24 protein-coding genes are annotated in these 18,188 nt (G+C 70.9%); 1 reads left to right on the top strand and 23 read right to left on the bottom strand.

Annotation, left to right across the window (positions count from 1 at the left end; genetic code table 11):
• Positions 1-91: 91 nt before the first annotated feature.
• From ACFWMR_RS04715 to ACFWMR_RS04625, 19 genes are all read right to left on the bottom strand, one after another.
• On the bottom strand, positions 92-1,345 hold the full coding sequence (locus ACFWMR_RS04715) for a DNA/RNA helicase domain-containing protein (protein WP_378377025.1): 1,254 nt from the start codon (positions 1,343-1,345) through the stop codon (positions 92-94).
• Positions 1,346-1,403: 58 nt separating this feature from the next.
• Positions 1,404-1,565, bottom strand: coding sequence for a hypothetical protein (locus ACFWMR_RS04710; RefSeq protein WP_378377023.1), 162 nt, complete (start codon positions 1,563-1,565; stop codon positions 1,404-1,406).
• Positions 1,566-1,856: 291 nt separating this feature from the next.
• Positions 1,857-2,213: a hypothetical protein gene (locus tag ACFWMR_RS04705; protein WP_378377021.1), complete on the bottom strand. Its 357-nt coding sequence runs from the start codon at positions 2,211-2,213 to the stop codon at positions 1,857-1,859.
• A complete protein-coding gene (locus tag ACFWMR_RS04700) occupies positions 2,210-2,551 on the bottom strand; it encodes a hypothetical protein (RefSeq protein WP_378377019.1) in 342 nt (113 codons plus the stop codon). The genes ACFWMR_RS04705 and ACFWMR_RS04700 overlap by 4 nt, the downstream gene beginning before the upstream one ends.
• Positions 2,552-2,626: 75 nt before the next feature.
• Complete coding sequence (locus tag ACFWMR_RS04695; protein WP_378377017.1) at positions 2,627-3,406, bottom strand: hypothetical protein; 780 nt, start codon at positions 3,404-3,406, stop codon at positions 2,627-2,629.
• Positions 3,403-3,894 carry a hypothetical protein gene (locus ACFWMR_RS04690; RefSeq protein ID WP_378377015.1) on the bottom strand — a complete coding sequence of 164 codons (492 nt, stop codon included), beginning with the start codon at positions 3,892-3,894 and terminating at the stop codon, positions 3,403-3,405. The genes ACFWMR_RS04695 and ACFWMR_RS04690 overlap by 4 nt, the downstream gene beginning before the upstream one ends.
• Before the next feature lie 13 nt (positions 3,895-3,907).
• Positions 3,908-4,117 (bottom strand): hypothetical protein, encoded by a 210-nt coding sequence (locus tag ACFWMR_RS04685; protein ID WP_378377013.1) that lies wholly within the window; start codon positions 4,115-4,117, stop codon positions 3,908-3,910.
• Between the two features lie 64 nt (positions 4,118-4,181).
• Entirely contained in the window at positions 4,182-4,655 is a 474-nt protein-coding gene (locus ACFWMR_RS04680; protein ID WP_378377011.1) for a hypothetical protein, read from the bottom strand.
• 40 nt (positions 4,656-4,695) lie between these two features.
• Positions 4,696-5,610 carry a hypothetical protein gene (locus ACFWMR_RS04675; protein ID WP_378377009.1) on the bottom strand — a complete coding sequence of 305 codons (915 nt, stop codon included), beginning with the start codon at positions 5,608-5,610 and terminating at the stop codon, positions 4,696-4,698.
• Positions 5,607-6,257 carry a hypothetical protein gene (locus ACFWMR_RS04670; protein ID WP_378377008.1) on the bottom strand — a complete coding sequence of 217 codons (651 nt, stop codon included), beginning with the start codon at positions 6,255-6,257 and terminating at the stop codon, positions 5,607-5,609. The genes ACFWMR_RS04675 and ACFWMR_RS04670 overlap by 4 nt, the downstream gene beginning before the upstream one ends.
• Positions 6,254-6,805, bottom strand: a complete 552-nt coding sequence (locus ACFWMR_RS04665; RefSeq protein ID WP_378377006.1) for a hypothetical protein — start codon at positions 6,803-6,805, stop codon at positions 6,254-6,256. Before ACFWMR_RS04665 ends, ACFWMR_RS04670 begins: the two co-directional genes overlap by 4 nt.
• The gene (locus tag ACFWMR_RS04660) at positions 6,805-7,059 is read right to left on the bottom strand and encodes a hypothetical protein (RefSeq protein WP_378377004.1); all 255 of its coding nucleotides are present in this window, start codon (positions 7,057-7,059) and stop codon (positions 6,805-6,807) included. Before ACFWMR_RS04660 ends, ACFWMR_RS04665 begins: the two co-directional genes overlap by 1 nt.
• 91 nt (positions 7,060-7,150) lie before the next feature.
• A complete protein-coding gene (locus tag ACFWMR_RS04655; RefSeq protein WP_378377002.1) occupies positions 7,151-8,908 on the bottom strand; it encodes a hypothetical protein in 1,758 nt (585 codons plus the stop codon).
• A gap of 51 nt (positions 8,909-8,959) precedes the next feature.
• The gene (locus tag ACFWMR_RS04650) at positions 8,960-10,156 is read right to left on the bottom strand and encodes an AAA family ATPase (protein ID WP_378377000.1); all 1,197 of its coding nucleotides are present in this window, start codon (positions 10,154-10,156) and stop codon (positions 8,960-8,962) included.
• Positions 10,157-10,230: 74 nt separating this feature from the next.
• Positions 10,231-10,560, bottom strand: a complete 330-nt coding sequence (locus ACFWMR_RS04645) for a hypothetical protein (protein WP_378376998.1) — start codon at positions 10,558-10,560, stop codon at positions 10,231-10,233.
• A gap of 39 nt (positions 10,561-10,599) precedes the next feature.
• Positions 10,600-10,764 carry a hypothetical protein gene (locus ACFWMR_RS04640; RefSeq protein WP_378376996.1) on the bottom strand — a complete coding sequence of 55 codons (165 nt, stop codon included), beginning with the start codon at positions 10,762-10,764 and terminating at the stop codon, positions 10,600-10,602.
• 931 nt (positions 10,765-11,695) lie between these two features.
• Entirely contained in the window at positions 11,696-14,608 is a 2,913-nt protein-coding gene (locus tag ACFWMR_RS04635; protein WP_378376994.1) for a BTAD domain-containing putative transcriptional regulator, read from the bottom strand.
• The gene (locus tag ACFWMR_RS04630; protein WP_378376992.1) at positions 14,608-15,021 is read right to left on the bottom strand and encodes a hypothetical protein; all 414 of its coding nucleotides are present in this window, start codon (positions 15,019-15,021) and stop codon (positions 14,608-14,610) included. The genes ACFWMR_RS04635 and ACFWMR_RS04630 overlap by 1 nt, the downstream gene beginning before the upstream one ends.
• Before the next feature lie 34 nt (positions 15,022-15,055).
• Positions 15,056-15,445, bottom strand: a complete 390-nt coding sequence (locus tag ACFWMR_RS04625) for a hypothetical protein (RefSeq protein ID WP_378376991.1) — start codon at positions 15,443-15,445, stop codon at positions 15,056-15,058.
• A gap of 81 nt (positions 15,446-15,526) precedes the next feature.
• Here ACFWMR_RS04625 and ACFWMR_RS04620 point away from each other — a divergent pair, with 81 nt between their 5' ends.
• Positions 15,527-16,051 (top strand): hypothetical protein, encoded by a 525-nt coding sequence (locus ACFWMR_RS04620; protein ID WP_378376989.1) that lies wholly within the window; start codon positions 15,527-15,529, stop codon positions 16,049-16,051.
• Positions 16,052-16,059: 8 nt separating this feature from the next.
• Here the strand turns inward: ACFWMR_RS04620 and ACFWMR_RS04615 are convergent, their stop codons facing one another.
• Genes ACFWMR_RS04615 through ACFWMR_RS04600 form a run of 4 tightly spaced genes read right to left on the bottom strand, consistent with a single transcriptional unit; the run spans position 16,060 to position 18,163 of the window.
• On the bottom strand, positions 16,060-16,527 hold the full coding sequence (locus ACFWMR_RS04615) for a TadE/TadG family type IV pilus assembly protein (RefSeq protein ID WP_378376987.1): 468 nt from the start codon (positions 16,525-16,527) through the stop codon (positions 16,060-16,062).
• Positions 16,524-17,459 carry a hypothetical protein gene (locus tag ACFWMR_RS04610; protein WP_378376985.1) on the bottom strand — a complete coding sequence of 312 codons (936 nt, stop codon included), beginning with the start codon at positions 17,457-17,459 and terminating at the stop codon, positions 16,524-16,526. Before ACFWMR_RS04610 ends, ACFWMR_RS04615 begins: the two co-directional genes overlap by 4 nt.
• A 51-nt stretch (positions 17,460-17,510) precedes the next feature.
• Positions 17,511-17,963, bottom strand: coding sequence for a TadE/TadG family type IV pilus assembly protein (locus tag ACFWMR_RS04605; protein WP_378376983.1), 453 nt, complete (start codon positions 17,961-17,963; stop codon positions 17,511-17,513).
• 2 nt (positions 17,964-17,965) lie between these two features.
• The gene (locus ACFWMR_RS04600) at positions 17,966-18,163 is read right to left on the bottom strand and encodes a hypothetical protein (protein WP_378376981.1); all 198 of its coding nucleotides are present in this window, start codon (positions 18,161-18,163) and stop codon (positions 17,966-17,968) included.
• Positions 18,164-18,188 lie beyond the last annotated feature (25 nt).

Here is an 18,188-nt window from a genome sequence, read left to right as displayed (position 1 = left end):
GATTGTTCCTTTCGTTGCTTACAACGTCTCGTCGCTATACAACGTCGATGAGCCGTATCCATGGGACGGGTGGCAGCGGCGGACCTGTCGGCTACGTATCGATCAGGTCGTGCAGCAGGGCGCGGGTGTCGGCATCGGTGGAGTAGAGCACGGTGCCCGCCCTGGCGCGGGTGAGCAGCACGCGGTAGGTGCGGCGCACCCACAGGTCGACGTCGGCCGCTGGCGCGCCGTCGAGGGTGTCGTCGCGGGTGGCGGCGGGATCGGTGACCCACCGGTTGTCGCGCCACAGGAGGTCGGGGCCGAGGATGACGCCGCCGTAGTCGTACTCGAAGCCTTGCGCGCTGTAGACGTTGCCGACCTGGCCGGCGCCCGCGGGGTCGATCGCCCATAACGGCGAGGGCGGGAGCCCGTTGACCGCGCGCTGGCCCTGCACACTCCACGGGCGGCGCCAGTCGCCGATCACGATGTCGTCGACCAGCGGATTTCCTGGCCTCGCCTCGCTCCACGGCCAGCACAACCCGGCCGTCATCCGGGTGCTCGCGCCGAGGTCGGTCCTCGCGCGCAGCAGCTGCTGCTCCATCTCGCCGGGACTGTCGGCGACCTGTAGCTCGAACCGGGGCACGGGTTCTTCATCCGCGTTCCATGAGGTCGGCAGGCAGGGTGTGTCGTCGAGGCCGAGGAACCGGCGGACCCAGCTGTCGTAGCGGACACTGCGGTGGCGGTGCTGGCTCGTCAGTTCGATGGTGTGCACGGCCGCGCCGCAAGCGCTGGCGGCGGTCGCGAGGTATTGGCGGGTACCGAGCTGGCCGGGGCGGATCGCCTGGTCCTCGTCCAGGAGGAACACCACCACACGGGCAGCCTCGAGCAACTGTGCGGCCTGAGTACGGTCGCTGCGGCGCGAGGCGGGCGTGTAGCGGGTGTTCGAGGTAGCCCGCATCCGGTGCGCGTCATCACAGACCAGCAGGTCCAGGCTGTCCGGGTCGGTGTCGGCGGCGGTGCCGAAGTACTGGAAGAGCTTCTGATTCTGGCGGGAGCCGTGTCCGGCGGTCTTGCGCAGCGCGGTGGTGAACGCCTGCGAGCCCGTCGCGTGCCGGGCGCGGTAGCCGGCGCGCACGGCCTCGCCGAGCAAAGTCAGCGCGAGGGCGCTCTTACCCGTGCCCGCGGCGCCGGCGACCACCACCGCGGCCCTCACCCCGTCCTTATCGGCGAGGCACCGCCGCACGCGGTCGAGGACGGCCTGCTGATCGTCGGCCAGGGCGAACACGCCGGCGTGGGTGAGCGAGCGGGCCGCGAGATCGAAGAGGGTGGGCGTCGCGGAGCGTGAGGGGAATCCGGCGGTCGGCATGACGAGTGCGTCCTCCTCGTTGCAGCGTTGAACGTGTGCCAGAGTCTCAGGACCCGGCCTAGCCTGTGCGGAGGTGTGCTTCCGGGACGTCACCCTCGGATTTCTCCGAGACGCCCTGCGAGGTCCGTTCCTGGCAGCCGATCCGATCGTTGCCATCCTGATCAGAGGCGAACCGCCACGGCACGTAGCCGCCGTGAGTGCGCTCGACGCTGGTGGACATGGACGAGGGTGTCGCGGTCGAAGTACAACCACCGGGTGGTCGCCCGGAGACGTGTCGTGGTTCGTCGCGCACCACACCGCCACGGCCTCGGCTGTTCGTCGGCCGGAACACCAGGAGCCCCTCTTGCCGGGGCGAGGTGTTGATCCGGGGCGGAAACCCGCTCAGGGGCAGGTTTGGGGGAATCCGTAGGTAGATCGCGGTTTCTGTCAGGGCGCGGGTGGTGCCGCTCGGCGTCGCGCAGCAGTTCGCGTCCGATGCCCTCGGACGAGTCTGGGCTGTTTGCGAGTGTGATCATTGCGACGCTCCGTCGGCAGTCGTCTCCTGCTCGGTCGAGGTCCGGTGGATGGGGCGGATCCAGCGGTGCGCGACCGGATCCCAGGTGGCGGTCGCCGTCAGGCGGTTGAGGTCGGGGAGCCCGTCGCCGTAGGTCCAGCCGAACTCGAAGCACTCGGCCGCGCCGGGCCACCGCCCAGACCAGGTGTCTCTCGGGCACGGGCACGCTTCGTGGTGGCCTGTGCGTTGCAGCCCGGTGGCCAGACAACGAGCCACGGGACACCGCTCGTGGTGGACACGGCCGATCTTGGCGTGGCAGCGCGGGCAGGACCGCTGCAACCGCCCACGACGACGCAACCAACGCGGAGTCTTCACGCGTTCCTCCCGGTCGGGTTGTGCTGGCTTTCGAAGTAGTCGTCCCAGCGCCGACTCTCGGCACCGACGTAGATGGCGTGCATGCGCACGTCGGGGTTGGCGAGCAGGTGGCGGTGGGTGAGGACCAGTCCGGCACCGGCGGTGATGGCCTCGGCGAGACGTAGGTGCATGCGCGCCCAGTCGAGGCAACGCCGGTACTCATCCTGGTCGTACGCGCGGCTGCTCAACGTCGGGTAGATCTCTCGGGCGCGGGTGAAGAGGGCCTCGGCGGCGGCGCAGTGCTCGGCGGCGCTGCGCGGCGCGGTGGCCGGGTCGGCGGGTGCGGTGTTCGGTGACATGGGATGGCATCTCCTTCACGGTTGCGGCTTGAACGTGGGTGTCAGTGGGCGGTGAGCACCGCGCGGGCGCGCGGATCACCCAGAACCGGGGTGCGTGGTGTGCCGGCCGTCGTCGGCGAGGATGACGCGTACGCCGAAGCGGGGTGGCCCGCCAAGGGGATCGGTCCATCCGTAGAGGGCGGGCAGCATCGCCAAGGCCTGTGCGGCGGTCTCGGCGGCGGGGTCGCCGTCGCGGTAGCCGAAGACCTCGAATCCCAGCTCCACCGCCGTCTCGTCGGCAGTGACGGCGTAGCGCAGGTGCGGTGGCAGCTGTGTCCGGAGCTCGGTGAGGGCGCTGGGAGCACCGGGTACCGGTGGCCCGGTGAGGTCGGCCAGGATCCGCAGCCCGAGCTGGGGCAGGTCGTGGCGGTAGGTGTCGCCCAGCAACGGGCCGTAGCGGCGGGCGGTGGTGTCGGCGGTGTCGATCCCGGTGTAGCCGCAGTACTCGCGCATGGCCGGGAACACCAGCGGTGTCTCGTCCGGTCCGGGCGGGATGTACTCGCCCGCGCGCAGCGACCACCGGTCACCCCGTCTCGCGGTCCACACCGCGCCGGTGTCGAACACGTGGACATAGTCGGTGCCGTGGCTGGTGGGCCACGGCCACGGCCACGCACGGTTGCCGAGGGTCACCTCGCCGGCCTCATGAATCTCGGCGGTGCGCAGAAAGAGCGCCACGAGCATGCTGAACCCGCCCACGGACCGGGCCCGCATGAACTCGTCGAGCCAGCGGCCGTCCCAGCCGGCCAGACGGACCGAGCCGAGCCAATCTGCTTCCTCGCCGCGCCCGACGTAGAAGTCGTGCGTCGTGCTGCTCATCGGGTCTCACCGCCGATGATCGGCATCTCGGCGGGTTTCTCCCGCATCAGCGGCATCGGCACCGACGGCGGCGCGGCCGGATCACGCAACCACGCGTACAGGTCCGGTGGGCCAAGCGGGTCGTCCCCGCTTTCGGGGAACCAGGGATCGTGCGGGTCGATGCGGTGCCAGCGGACACCGCCGCCCACCGTGGCGAACACCGCGCTGTCGCCGGGGTCGAAGGTGATGATCCAGGTGCTGTTGTGGCTGGAGTACCACGGCCACGGCCAGCCGCCCTCGCTCCGGTACGCGCGGCCGAGCCGTTCCTCCTCCCACACGTCGAGGGTGTCGGCGATGGCCGCGCGGAACGTCGCCTCGTCGGTCGTGGTCACCGCCAGCCGCAAGGGTGCGACGGCGAGGAAGTTTTCGGGATAGCACTCCCCGTGCAGGGAGCCGATCCACTCGGCGGCCTCGCCGCGGCCGAGGTAGAAGTCAGTGCTGCTCGACATCACCAGGTCCTCCTTACCGTGACGGCGCAATGCGGGTCCGGCACTCTGGCGCCGGGACACAGGCGTACGGATCGGGCGGCGGGGCCTCGTCGTGGCGCGGGGTCTCCCGGTCGCGGTCGGCTACACGGTCGAGGACATAGGCGAGCACGACCACCGGGGTCCACGGTCCCGGCAGGACCACGGCCAGCACTGTCCACAAGAGACGCTTCTTCCTGTCTTGCATCAGTTCTCCTCCGATTCGTTTAGGTGGCGCGGAAATGAGACGGTCTTCCACGGGGGTTGGCGGCTCAGGGCTGCTGCCAGCTGGACGCGGGGTCGGTCACGCCGGGAGTGCGGAAGGTCGGGAGCCGGAGCGCGGGTGGCGCGCCCGGGTCGCACAGCCATCTCGCGACGTCAGGCGGGCCGCACCGCAACGGCGGGCACGGGTCGTCGGGGTCGAGGCGGTGCCAGCGGTCGCCGCCGCCCGCCGTCATGTGCGCGGCGCCGTCGTAGTGGGTGATGATCCAGTCGTTGCGGTGGCTGGTGTCCCAGTCCCAGGGCCACCCGTTGCGGGGCTCGTGCGCCGCGCCGAGTCCTCCGACCGCCCACATCAGCAGCAGGTCCCGCACCGCCTCCCGGTAGGCAGTGGGTTGGCGCGCGGTCAGCGCGGCGCGGCCGTGGGGGTCTTTGAGGAGGTTGTCGGGGTGACAGGCGAACTGCAGGGAACCGAGCCATATCGCCGTCGGCCCGGTGCCGAGGTAGAAGTCGGTGCGCGTGACCATCACGAAGTCCTCTCCTGGGGGGTGCGCGGGGTGGGCCTGGTCAGAGGTCCTCGCGGACCGGGCAGGCGGGTGTGTGGCCGACGCCGGAGGTCAGTCCGGGCGGGCAGGGCACGGGAGTGCCTGTGGCCCGTGCGTCGAGATAGCGGCCGAGTGCCGCAGGGTCGTTGGCCGAGATCAGCGGCACGTCGCCGCCGCACTCCGGGCACGGGCCGAGGACGCGTAGCTCGTCGACCGTGCCGCCGAAACAGGTCAGCCGGTAGTCGGTTCCGTCGTCGGTGATGGTCACCCGGAACCACTGCCAGCCACCGTGTTCACGGTCGGGATCGTCGGTCACCGTCACCGCTGTCCTCGCGACACCGAACACCTCGGACACGTCGTGGACCAGGGTTCGGCGAAGGGTGGCGCGCTCGACGTACGCGGGATGGACGCCGGGATCGGGGTCCAGGTCCTGTCGTCGGGCCCGGTGGAAGGCCTCGCGGGCGCGCCCGTCCAGCGTGACGTCAGGGGCCGAGGGCTGTCCGCTAGCGAGGGTGATGCTCTGCCAGCGGTTCTCGGCGTCGTCGGTCTTGGGGCGGCCGACGGGCAGATACAGGACCCGGCCGCCGTCGAAGGTGTACGAGCTGCCCACGCGAAGGTTCGAACGCCACCACGTGTCCAGCGTCGCGAGTTCGTCAGCGTAGCCGGAATCCGCCAGTCCGAATCCGGCCAGCGTCCACGCCTCGGCCAGGTTGTCCAGCGCGGTCAGGAAGTCGGTCTCGGTGGTGGCCGTCAGGAACTCGCGCCCGACAGGGAGCGCCGCGACGGTGGCGGGGTCGGCGATCCTGTCCGGCCATGCGGATCCGAGGTAGCCGTTCAACTCGGCTTCCGGGCCCGTGCCGATGAAGACCTCGACACGGGAGGAGTCGTAGAAATTTTCGGGACACAAGCGTGCGACGGCGGTGGTCATCGCGGTCATTTCTTCTCCCGGGTTTCCGTCGGCATGGACGATGCGGTGGTGGCGTCATCGGCACGGAGTGCGTGTGCGAGCGTGGGAATGCGGGCGAGTGCGTCGTCGACATCCATGGTCAGCGTGATGCTCACGAGGTCGTCGCTCATGAAGAAGATGCGGGCGGGTCGAGGTGCCTGCGGGAACGCCTTTTCCAGTTGGTCGGCGATCGCGCGCTGAGCTTTGTGCAGGCGGGTTTGGATTTGGAGGCGTTCTCGTCGGGCGGTCTGGGCGCGATCGAGCCACTGGTGGAAGGCCGGGATCAGCCGCTTGTGGATGTCGGTCGCGACCTCGGCGGCTGGAGCACCGACGGCGAACGTGGCAACGGGAAACGGGTCGTCTCGGCGGTACCAGAGGAAAACGTCGTCAAGTTCTCGCGGCAGGTCCCCCGGAACGAGCCGGTAGCGCCACTCGCCCGGTCCTGATACCGGCTCGAAGCCGACACGGACCCCGGTGGCCAAGCACGCGACGTCGGCGACCTCGTTTAGGCCTCGGCCACGGCCGACCGTCCACTTGCCCGGTAGCGCGATCGCGACGTCGATCGCGGCGAGGGCCACTCGGTCGCCTTTGCTGATGCGTGCGGGTTTGTCAGCCGCCGCGACTGTGGTCGTTGTCATGACAGGGGCTCCTTTCGCTGTCCCGCACGGAGTTCCGACGCGTGTGCGGAGTAGACGCAGTGCGGGTGGTGGGCGGGGTCGCCGTGGAATTCGATGGGCGCGGTGTCGAAGAAGTGGTGCTCGGGCCCGGGGTCGAGGTGCGCGCCGAGGTCGGCGAGGCCGGCGACTCGCGTGACCGGGACCCGCGGCGCCTCGCAGGCTGGGCACGGGCCGAGCAACAGCCAGGACCACATCACGAACCCGGTCACGTCGGGAATGAAGTACCAGGGGCGGCCGTCGCTGGTGACCTCGATGAGGTCGCCCGGGCTGGTACTGGTCCCGATGCCGTAGCGGCGGTCGGGGTCGTCCCGCACGATCACGCACTCGACACCGACGCCGAGCGCGACCGCGAGATGGGTGGTGGTGATCGCGCGGCGGTTCCACGAGGACGGGATGGTGTCGCGGTCGGCGAAGGCGCTCGGGTCGATGGCGCGCTGACGACGGGCGACGGTGATGGCGCGGTCTGCCAGCGAGGCGGGTGCGTCGTCGTGTGTTTCGTTGGTGGCCATCACGACCACCCCAACGCGTCGGCGGCGGGCGCGGGCACATATCCGACCTGTTCGCCCGCACCGAGCCACACCACGGGCTGGCCTGTGTCGGCGGGACTGTCGCCGTCGGCGCGGCCCGGGGTGCACGCGGCCCGCGCGAGAAGGTGTTCCAGGGGGTAGTCGGGTTGGGTCGCGAGCCGTATTGGGGCGGTCGGGTCGTAGTGGTCGAGGGCGGCGATCAGCTCGCCCACGGTGGCGATGGTGGTGTCGGTCATCGGTGGTCATCTCCGAAGTCGTGGTGTGGGCCCGGGCGGTGCGGACGTGAGGGGGGAGGGTGTCCACCCCGCCCGGGGTCTGGGGGGGTGGTTAGCGTGTGGCGCGTAGTGCGGCGGTGGCGGCTTGCCCGATGGCGCGGGCGGTGGCGGCGGGGTCGGTGAGGGTGTGGTTCGTGACGCCGTCCATCGGTCGAAGCCACGGGCTACCGCCGGGAAGCAGCCACAGCACCGCGCATCCTGTGGCGCGTAAGCGATCGAGGAGAAGCTGGCCCGGGTCGCGGGTCTCGTCTTCGAAGTCGCCGTCGGAGATGACCACTAGGAGCCGGGCGGCGTCCGGGCGGGACAGGTCGAGGGCGCCGTCGAGGGCTTCGATGGCGTCATCGATGACGTGACCGGCGTAGCCTGTGCCGAATTCCGTGACCCTCGCGGGGGTGGCTCCGGGGCGGGTGATCGGGGTGACCAGGCCCGAGCCGAAGGTCACGGTCGCGGTGGTGGCGGGCACGTCGGTGTGGTGGGCGGCGTGGGCGAGAATCCACGCAGCCGAGGCGACCGGTGCCGTGTAGTCCTTCATGGAATCGGTGACGTCACAGGCGATGCCGAGCCGTAGTGGCGGTGCGGGAACGGTTTTGCGGGTGGTGCGGGTGAACGGTTCGGCGGTGGGGATGGTTCCCGCCGCGCGTTGCGCGGCGGCGGTCATGGCGCCGCGCACCCGGAGCCGTCCGGGTGGGATGGCCGAGGTGGTTTTGGTGGTGGTGCGGTCACGGACTCCGGCGGTGGTCAGTGCGCGAGCCAGGTGCCGCGCGGCGGTGCGTTCGGCCGTGGCAGGCGGGCGGGTGCCCGTGATGTGGGTGGCGTGCGGGCTGGTCTTGGTTCCGAAGGTCTTGCCCGCCGCGCGGACCGCGCGGGTGCGGGCGGTGTCCTCGGCGGCACGGGCCTCTATGGCCTCGGTGACGGGGTCGGTGGGCGCGGGGTCGGCGGCGGCCGCGCTGGTGATGGCGGCTGCGGCGGCGATGATCGCCTGCGCCAACGGTGACGGCGCGCCGTTCCCGCTACCGGGCTGCGCGCCCGGGTCGGCGGCACCGCGTTCGGGCGGCGGCTGGTCGGGGTCCTCACCGAGGACCTCGCACCAGCGGCGCCCGAGTTCGATCATGGTGGTGGCGTTGTCGTCGGCGACTCGGTGCGCCGTACGCCAGATCGCGCGCAACTGGGCGAGGGTGTCGTCGCCGAGGATGCCGCGCACGACCCGCTCGACCCGGGCGACTTCCCTACCGTTGAGGACACCGCCGTCCACGCGTGCCAGCAGCAGCGCGGCGGATTGCGCGGCATCCTGTTTCGTCATGGTCGGTGCGGCGGCGGGGTCATTCGCCCGGGTATCGGCGAGGATGAGGTTCGTGGCGCTGCCACGCAGCCAGTACCGGTCCTGCGGGCGGCGGCGTAGCTGTGCCGCTTCGATCCGGGACTCTTCCAGCAAGAGCGCGGCCGCCGCCGCACCGGGTGGCGCGCCCGGGGGTACACGCCACACCGAGTGTTTCGCGTGGGCGCTCTCGTGGGTCAGCAGCCCCCACAGGGTGCGGTAACGCTTGCGGTCCCCGACCCGGTGCGGTTCGACGGTGGCGGGGTCGACCCCACTGGGGAGATAGGTTCCGTCGACTTCGATAGCGGCGAGGTCGAGGAAGAAACACGCGGGGGCGTCGTGTCCCGCCCCGGGGGCGACGGTGACCACGAGGTCGTCGCGGTCGGCGATAGCGGGAACCTCGTCCCCGAACCGGGCCGACAGGGTCAGCCATCCCGGGGCGGCGGGGAATACGGCGGTCGGTGTGGCGGCGGGTGCGGCGATGTGCGCGGTCATCGTGTGTCCTTTCCGGACGGTCGTGGTCGGGCGGGACCGGTGGGGCGGGGGCTAGAACTGTTCGCCGACGGTGAGCGGGGTGACGTGGGCGCCGAAGGTGTTGCGGACCACGTCGGCGACGATGTCCTGGTCTTCTTCCGGGGCGGCGGCGATCAGGTTTCCGGCGGCGGTGATTGGGTCGAGTGCGGCGGCGGTGTCTTTGAACGCCAGGAGTTCGCGCATCTGGGGCGCCCACCCGATCTCGCCCTTCTTGTGCCGGGCGGCGAGGTTCTTCGCGACCCGTACCGCTTTCGGGTCGACCCCGATCCGGGTGGCGAGGTCGTAGTCCGTGGTCACCTCGATCTTGACCCGGAACCTCGACGCCAACGCGGGACTGAGTACCGCGCCGTGCACCCCGGGGTTGTGCCCGCCCACCACGTAGAACCCGGGTGCGGCGTCGACACGTTCCCAGTTGTTGGTCTTGATCGTGATGTGCCCGCGTCCGTCCATGACGGGGTACACCACCGCGAGTACGGGTGCCGGGATCAGGGTGAAGTCGTCGATGAAGAACGCGCGCCCCTCACGCATCGCGGTCACCAGCGGCCCGTGCGCGAACTCGTAGGTTCCGCCCGGGGTGGGCACGTACCCGCCCACGATGTCATCGACCGTGGTGTCACTGTCGCCCGGCAACGTCACCGCGTCACCGAACGCGGCCTCGACCAGCGACGTCTTACCCGTCCCCGGGGGCCCGTACAGAAGCGAGGGAATCTTGTTCTGCCGCAACCGCCGCAACACCGTCACGTCCGAACTTCCCGCCAGTTTGCGCGGGTGGTAGAGCTGCCCGTTCGGGCGCCGTACCGGTGCGGTCACCAGCGCGGGCGCGGGCGCTTTTTTCGGCCCGGGGCAGCGTTTCGGGGTGACGGGCGCGGGCGGCGTGGTGGCGTCGCCTGTCGCGGGGTCGGTGGTGCGCGTGCTGATCACGGCGGCAGCGGCGGCGGCGGGAGTGTTGGCGTTCGCGCGGTAGGCCCGGGACGGCTGCCCCATGTAGGCGGCTTCCCCCCTTGCCACAAGGGTTTCCAAAGCGTTGAGCACGGCGCCCGATGATCGGTTCAGGAGCCGGGCGGCGGCGCCCGAGGTCAGTCCGGCGTTGCCGGGTTGCTGGGTGAGCAGTTCGGCCACCATGCGGCGGAGTTCGCCGTTGGGCAACCGTGCCGCGCCCGGGGCGGCGGGCGCGGTGCCCGTGGCCGGAGTCGTGGCGTTCGTGGTCATCGTGCTGGTTTCCCTTCACAGCAATGGGTTTCGTCGGTCATGTGCGGCGGGACCGGGGCGGGTGGCGCGGGTTTTTACGCGCGGCGCAACGTGGTGGTGAGCGCGAGCACGGCGTGCCCTTCACTGGGGGCGGGGTATTCCGCGCCGTCGGCGGTCACCACCCGCCATTCCGACTGCCGCACGATATCGGCGGGAAAGTAGCTACCGACAAACACGCCGTCGGGCCCGGTTACGGTGCCGTACAACAGTTGTTGCTGGTCGGCGGGGTCGATCACCACACCCGTGACCGTGCACTCGTTTTCGGTGTTGGTGCGGGTCACCACTTCGGGTTGCACGTCGCGGCCCATGGTCGGATCGACCACGTACACCACGCGTTCCGGTGCGTCGTCGGTGTTGTCGTTCACGGTGTTGCCCTTCCGGTGTCGGGTGCGGCGGTTGCGTGGTCAGTGGGTGGCGGCGAATTCGGCTTCCGCCGCTTCGGCTTCCCGTGCGTGGTTTTCGGCGGCGGCGTCGGCGGTGTCGTGGTCGGGGTAGGTGTTGGACCAACCGCAATAGCAGTGCGCGGTGGCGGTGCCGTCGGGGTTGTCGGTGGTGTCGGCGTAGCACATAGGAATCCCCAATCGCGAATTTGCCGGTTTCCGCTTTCCGGGGCCATTCGCGCCCGGTGCGGTGGTTTGTTGTGATTTCCGGTTTCCCGGTGACACAACAAACGTAACTCGACCCCGGGCGCCGCGCAATAGTTTTTCCGGGTTAATTCCGGGGAATTTTGCCTATCTTTTCGCGTGAATGCACGCACTTTCACGGGAATGTTTGCGCAGGTCAGGCGATTGCGCATCGCCAGAGAAAGGGGAGGCCGGCCACGGGTGAAACCGCGGATGAATGTAGTCCTTTTCAATAAATAATACGGGAATGGGGGAAGAGGAGAAGGCGAGCGAGGTACCGGGGTGAGCACTGGTGAACAGATGACGGAGCCGCGTGACATCGCCGCCGGGCCTGATGTGTTCACCTGCTTGGTGTCAAGCGAGTCTGGGATACCGGTGGATCCCCCTGGAGGGGGTGTGACCTGCGAGAACGTCTGACACGGGGGGATCCACCTTAGGCGGATACCGGAGGACGAGGCTGATAGGCCGGGTCGGCGGCCCCACGGTTGGCAGTCACGCTCCGCGTCGCCGGAGCCGACGGGGACGGCACTGAGTGACCGCGCCGACGATACGGGCCCACCGTGCGAGGCGGTGTCCGCGCGCCGGATATGCGGATCGCCACGGCGGCGGAGTATCTTTGTGGCGCGCGAGAGTCGCCGATAACACTCGGCGAGAGCCGATGTCACATATGCCGGGGAATGCGTGTGTGCGCCCACGAAGTTCTTTTTCTCTGGCCTCGATGGTTGTGCTTCCACTGTCGACGCTAGCATCGGCGCGGACGGAATCGCGGCGGGAAATCGAGGCATTTCGCTGTTCCGCGCAAATACCTTTACCGCCCGGTAATCGCACCTCGGTTCCCGCCGCGGCGAGGTGTGTCCGAGAATCGGCGGTGTGCCATTCATGGCGCCGTGGATCGGGAGAAGTCCTCGACCGGGATCCCGGTGGAGCGTGCGCGTAACCGCTCGGCGAGGTCGGCAGTGTCCGCGGTGGGCGTGGTGTCGATTTCGGCGAGGCGGGTTCGCAGGAGGTGAAGCGTGCGGGAGATGGCGTCGTGCCGGCCGAGGGTGTGCTGCAGGCGCATGATGTCGCGGTACAGCAACTCGTTGTGCGGATCGAACGCCCGCGCGGTCTCCAGCAGGTCGAGGGTGTAGTCGGGGTCAGCCTCGACCCGGGTGCGGGCGAGCGCGGCCACGGCGTCGAGCGCGTCGCGCCGTGTCGCCTCCCGGGCGGCGGTGAGCCAGTCGGCGTCCAGGCCGTCGGCCAGGATGCCGCCGTAGTGCGCCACGATCGCCTCGTAGCCCTCGACGCGCCGCGCGGCGGTGCCGGCGGTCCGCCGGCGGGTCACCGCGTCGGCGAAGTCCCAGTAGTCCGCCTCCACCACGGCGGGGTCGAGCCGGTACTGGCCGTGCCCGGCCATAACCAGCTCGCCGACGGTGCCGCGGGTCGCGTTATCGAGAGCGCGGCGGATTCGGGACAGGACGGTGCGCAGCACGCTGGCGGGATTGCGGGGCGGGTCGTTCGGCCATAGGGCGTCGACGACCACGTCCCGCGACACTCCGCCGGGATGCACCGCGAGGAAGACCAGGAGTTCGAGCGGGCGGCTGCTCAGCTCGCCGGTCAGGTCACGCGGCTCCCCCGCGGCCTGGCCAGGGTCGGGTCGCCAGTGCAGGGCAGGGGCGCCGAAGACCGTCAGCGCCAGCGGCGCGGGTGGCCTCGGCTCCACGGTGGCCGCCAGCGGGCGGGGTGTTTCGCCAGGGGCGCCGGCCGGGGACTGTTCCGGCGCGGGCGGTCCCGCGGTGATCTCCAGTCGCCGCGGATCGCCTGCGGCGTTCCCCGGCGAGGCCAGGAAAGTCGTGTCCGGTGGTGTCGCTTCCTGCCAGGGTTCGGGGCCGTCCCGGGGCGGGTCGACGTCGGCGGTGTCGGTGCTTTCTCGGGGTGCGGTGGTGCGGAGGAAGGCCAGGAGGTCGCGGGTCGCGGTCTCGGGCAGGGTGAAAGCACGGGTCCCGCGCAGGGGTTCGCCGAGGCCGGGATCGGTCGCCGAAATGATCCCGCCGCTGGTGACGTAGGCGGTCACCCCGGCGCGCCATTGGCCCAGCAGCAGCGCGGTGAGCCCGTGCTGGCCGTGGTTGTCGAGTAGGTGCTGCAGCCGCGCCTGCCGGCCAGGATCACCGGATGAGGATGCGATCAGGACGGCCGGCCGCGGCGGCACCTGGGCCTCGATGGAGGCCAGCGCGGTGTCCAGGTCGGCCACCACGGTGATCGACGCCGGCAGGTCGGTGCTAGCACCTGGCACACCGAGCAGGCGGGCCACATCGGCGCTGGGCACATAGACGCTGCGCGTGGGCGCGTTCTCGGACGCGATGGTCAGGAGCGTGAGCAGCAGGGCGCGGGCCGCGGCGTAACCGCCCGGCCCGACCAGGCCGAGGCCATGGACACACGCAAGGTCGAGGGCGACCTGGGTCCCCTCGCCGGCTGTAGCGGCCTCACCAGCGGCGTGCGAGGGCGTGGTGTCGAACGCGATGTCGACCACGGATGGCAGCGTCGCCGGTCCGGCGGGTGCGGCGGCGCCGATCACACGGCGGCCACGAGATACGAACACCGTCGGCCAGGCCTCGCCGCCCGTTCCTTCCGCCGCGATGCCCGAGCACAGCGCCGGGTCTTCATCGCCGAGTTCACAGCGCTCGTGCCTGCCGGGGTCGCCGGTCGCGATGCCGGTCTCGGCGGCCAGTTCGAGGTCTTCGTCGTGGTGCTGGGCACGCAGATGAGCCAGGCGCAGCTGATACACGACCGGCGCGACAGGCAGGTCATCGTCACGCCGTCCGCTGCCCGGCCGGTATCGGGCGTGACGCCGCCGTCGCGTGAGCACGAGCAGGGCGCTGACCGCCGCGGCCAGGCCGAGGCTGACGAACACCTCACCGCTCCCCCAGCTCGCCGCGCCGCCGGTGGGCCGGTCTACCTCATGGTCGGCGGCAGGTGTGGCACTGGGCATCGCGGCCGGGGCAGGCCCGGAGGGAGCTGGCGTGCCTGTGCTCGGCGCCGGGGGCGGTGATTCGGGGGCGGGCGCAGAAAGCGTGTACTCCGGCGTAAGCGGGGCAGGGCTGGTGTTGGGGAGGTGGAGGGTGTCGCCGGGGTGGATCCGGTTCGGGTTGGTCAGGGTCCGTCCGCCGGGCTGGGCGCTGCCGTGGTTGAGCGCCCAGATCTCCGGCCAGCGATCACCGGTGCCCAGGCAGCGTTGGGCGATCCGCCACAGCGAGTCGTGCACCCCGTTCTCCGGCGGGCGGACCCGCTCGGTCCCGGGCGCAGCCGGAAGCCGCTCCCGTTCCTGGTTACCCGGAGCCGTGGCGCCGGGCGTGGTACCAGTCACCTGGGCGTGACCGGCGGAGGGCGCCGCGTCGACGAAGGTGAGGGGCGCGGCGGTGGCGGTACGGCCCAGCACGGCCACGAGCAGGGCGCCGACGAGCACGGCCGCGACGCGCCGCACCGGGCCCGTCTGCCGCTTCAGGTCTGATAGCCGGGCGCCGCGGGCGACGTCGGCCACGCACGCGGCGAGGTCGCGGACGAACACCAGCCACAGCAGCCAGGCCAGGCAGGCGAGTGTGTCGAGCAGGAACCGTGCGGACATCGGCGTCATCAGCCGCGAGCCGATCTCGTCCAGGCCTGGCAGGTGATCCGGCAGCGGCCAACCCACGCCGTGGATCAGCGCCCACGGCAGGCCCGCCACCAGCCCTGTCAGCACGAGGACGGCGAACAGTCCCCGCGTCACCCGGCCCAGCAGCCGCGCGGTGCGCATGAACGGCACGCGGCCAGGCATCAGGTACTCGCCGCGGCGAGGGCTACCCCGCCGTTCCCGCCGGCTTCCGGTGCGGGCCCGGTGGGCGAGGTGGCGCGCGGCGGGCTGTCCTTAGTGGGAGAGCCGCTCTTCCTCGCGATGCCGGGACGTTTGCGTTTGCCGGTGCGGGTGGTCTTGGTCGCCTGGTCGCGCCAGTGGGTGAGGTCGGCGGCGGGGACGTCGGTGACCGCGGCGAGCTCGCGCACGTCGATGACGTCGCCGGCCGCGGTGAGGACCTCGCCGAGCTCGCGTTCGAGGTCGGCGAGCTGCCCGGCCAGGTCGGTGTGCCGGCGCGCCAGCTCCCCGACGGTGGACGCCGCTCGCTGACGGCGGGCGCTGCGCGCCGAATCGGTTTCCTCCAGACGGCGGGCGATCTCTTCGTCCGTGGTGACCATCCCCGTGTTCTCCCTTCCGTTGGCAGGCCGTGGGTCAGGGCTCGATACCGGTGACCCCGCGCTGCGGATGGGCGGCACCCCGCCCGTGGGTATGGACGTCGTCGATCCCGGCCAGCGACAGCAGCTGAGTGCGATAGACGGCGGTGACCTCGACGGTCACCGTGTCCCCGGCCACCACGACGGTGCCGGTGGCGCCGACGCTGGCCAGATACCGGCGCGCGAGGTCACGCGCCCGGGCCGGATCGATCCGAACGACGCCGTTGGCGCGATACGCGGCGAGGTCGAGCGCCTGGGCGCCGGCGCGGGCGGCGGACTCGGCCTGCCCGCCGGCGCGGACCTTGCTCGCCAGGGCGAGGCCGCCGTCCAGGCTCAGCCCGGTCAGCGCGAGCAGCCCGATCAGGAGAGCGAGCACGAACGCCGTCACCCGGCCTTCCTCAGCCCGCCACCACCACCTCAAGCAGTACACGGACGTGCCGGACACGCGGGTGCGCGGCGGGTGGGGAGAATGAGCGAGGTGACCGCGACGCAGGAATCGCCTGCGGTGACCGAGGACCATGTGACCGCGTGGCACGAGGCCGGCCACGCGGTCGTCTACCTGTTGCAGGGCTGGTCGCTGCGCTACGTCACGCTGCGGCCCCGTACGGCTGGGCGCGCGGGTTTCACCGCGGTCCGTCCCCGCCGTGTCGATCTGTCGTCGGTGGCGGTCGTCGCGCACGCCGGGCCACTCGCCCAGGCTCGCTACGTCCTCGAGGCGGCCAGGGCGGCCGACCGGCTCGACGAGGACGTGACCGCCGACGATGTCCGTCTCGGCGCCTACCTGCTCGGCGGGCATGACGACCTCGCTCTGATCTCCCAGGCCCGCCTCGCCTACGGGATTTCCGACCGGCAGCCCGATCTGTGGGCCGAGATCGCGCAGGACCTCGTCGACCGGCACTGGACCGACATCGGCCGTGTCGCCGAAGCGTTGCTCGAGCACCGGACGCTGACCGGCGCCCAGCTCCGCGCCTGCGCTCCCGTTCTCGCGCGCTGACAACGCCATCAGGCACCACCCCGCCGGGCCTGCGACCGGTAGGTGTCGACGACTTCGCTGGCGGACGAGACCAGGATCTTCCCGCCAGGAACACCGAGCAGGACCGCTTGGCCGAAGTCCACGGTGCACCGCACCTGCACGGTCACCGCGCTGGCAGGCGCCAGCGTGCCCGACAACGTGGTGGTCACGTCGCGGCACACCACACCCGCCTGGGCCAGCGCGGCGCCGGCGGTGTCCCGGGCGGCCGTGGCAGCTGCCGTGCTGGTGCGGTGCAGGGTGGCGACGCGGGCGGCCTGGTGTGCGGCGTCGTCCAGCCGAAGCCGCGCGGCAACACCGCGGTGCACCACCACGGCCAGCAACACCAGCAGCATGACCAGCACCGGCGTCAGCAGCACGGCCTCGGCGGTCACCGAGCCACGCTCGGCACGCCACCAGGCCCGTGCCCCTGCGAGCAGCCGGTTTCCGTGCCGCGTCACGACTGCCTCTCCCCTGCCGGGCCGCCGGCCTTAGGCGTGGTAGTCGCACGATGCGGTGGAAGAAGCGTGAGCCGGGGCCACTGCGACGGCGGTTGCTCCCAAGGGAATTCCCCGGCCTGCGTGAGATCACGGGCCGCGGTGACGTGCGCGAACACGTTCCGCGGCAGCACTTCTGCGGCGCCGGCCAGGCCACGAAGCTCCTCGCGGCCGGGCAGCGCGACCAGGACACGATCGGCGCGGCGAGCCAGGTCGGTGCGCCGCAGTTTCGCCTCCCATGCTCGGGTCAGCAGCAGGCAGCCGCGCAGATGCCGGGCGACCTCGTCCAGGTCGTGGTCGATCGTGGTGACCGCCTGGCGTGCCGCGGTGGCCAGGTCCTCGCCGGCGTCGGGATCGGTGGCGAGTTCCTCGGCGAGGGCTCGCGCGTCGCGGCTACGGTCCAGACAGCACAGGGCCTCCCACACCACCCGGTGCGCCTCGCCCGGGAGCGCGGGGTCGATCCAGGCGCGGGCCGGTGTCCGGTGCAGCTCGTCGACACCGGCCAGCAGTTCGCGCACCAAGCTCGCGGTATCGGCCCCGAGGTCGGCGAAATCCCTGCTGCGCCAACCCTCGCCGCGGCGCAACCGGGCCCCAGGAGCCGGCTCGTGCAGCCTCCGGAAATCGCCGGGCCCGCACGCGGCCCGCCAGCCGGCGAGCACGACGATCAGGACCACGGCGGCGACAATGAACTTCCCGGCGAATCCGTTTCCCGCCACCAGCGCGAATCCCGCCACGAACACAACGGACAGTCCTTTCAGGACTGTTCCCGGTCGCACTGCGGCGAGGACCTGCCGGCGCCGCCAGCGGCGCGCGGTGACGGCGGGATGGAGCAGTATGGTGTCCGGCCCGTCCGGGAACACGCCGTCGAGCATCGGCGAATGACTGAGGTTACCCATCAGGAAACTCCTGTCGTCTCACACCAGAAACTGGCTCTGTATAAGGAAAAGTCAGGGTGTGCTGCCCGTGTCGGGCACGAAGCGCTCGACCTCGCCGACGGTTTCGGCGTGCACGTGCAGCTGCACACCGGGCAGGACCGTGGCGGCCTCGCCACGGACGCTCACCGACACCGAGGTCGCGTCCCGGGTCACCGTGAGCCGGGGCTCGCGCAGCGGGCCAGCGGCGAGTTCGTCGAGCAGCCGCTGTCCCGCGGCGTGCCCGGCGCCGGCGGTGCCGTGCTGGACACGGGCCGCGGCGAGGGCTTGCGAGGCGGCGGTCTGGGCGACGTGGGTCGCGTGAGACCACACCGCGAACTGGATGATCGCCAGCAACGCCAGCAGCAACAACGGTGTCGCGATGACCAGCTCGACGGTGACCTCGCCCCGATCCCCGGACAACGCTCGCCGGACACGGCGAGCCAGCGGACCACTAGGACGCCGCGGTGAGGCGTTCCGGGCCGACATGGTCAACCGATCCCGAGGTTGATCGACGAGGCCTTCTCGGTCAGCTTCGCGACGATGATCGCGATGATCGCGATCGCGGCAATAGCCATCAGCGCGGTGACGATGACAGTGGTGGTGATCTCACCACGCTCCGGCTCTGCTCGCAGCACGGCGATCCTCGCCGCGATCACTGTCCATATCGTACGGACATAGTGCTTCATGGCTCCTTCTTTCTTTCCATGCAAG

The sequence above is a fragment of the Amycolatopsis thailandensis genome, assembly GCF_042723255.1.
Lineage (GTDB): Bacteria > Actinomycetota > Actinomycetes > Mycobacteriales > Pseudonocardiaceae > Amycolatopsis > Amycolatopsis thailandensis.
Note: the sequence above shows the minus strand (reverse complement) of the source record. Positions and strands in the feature narration are given on the sequence as shown.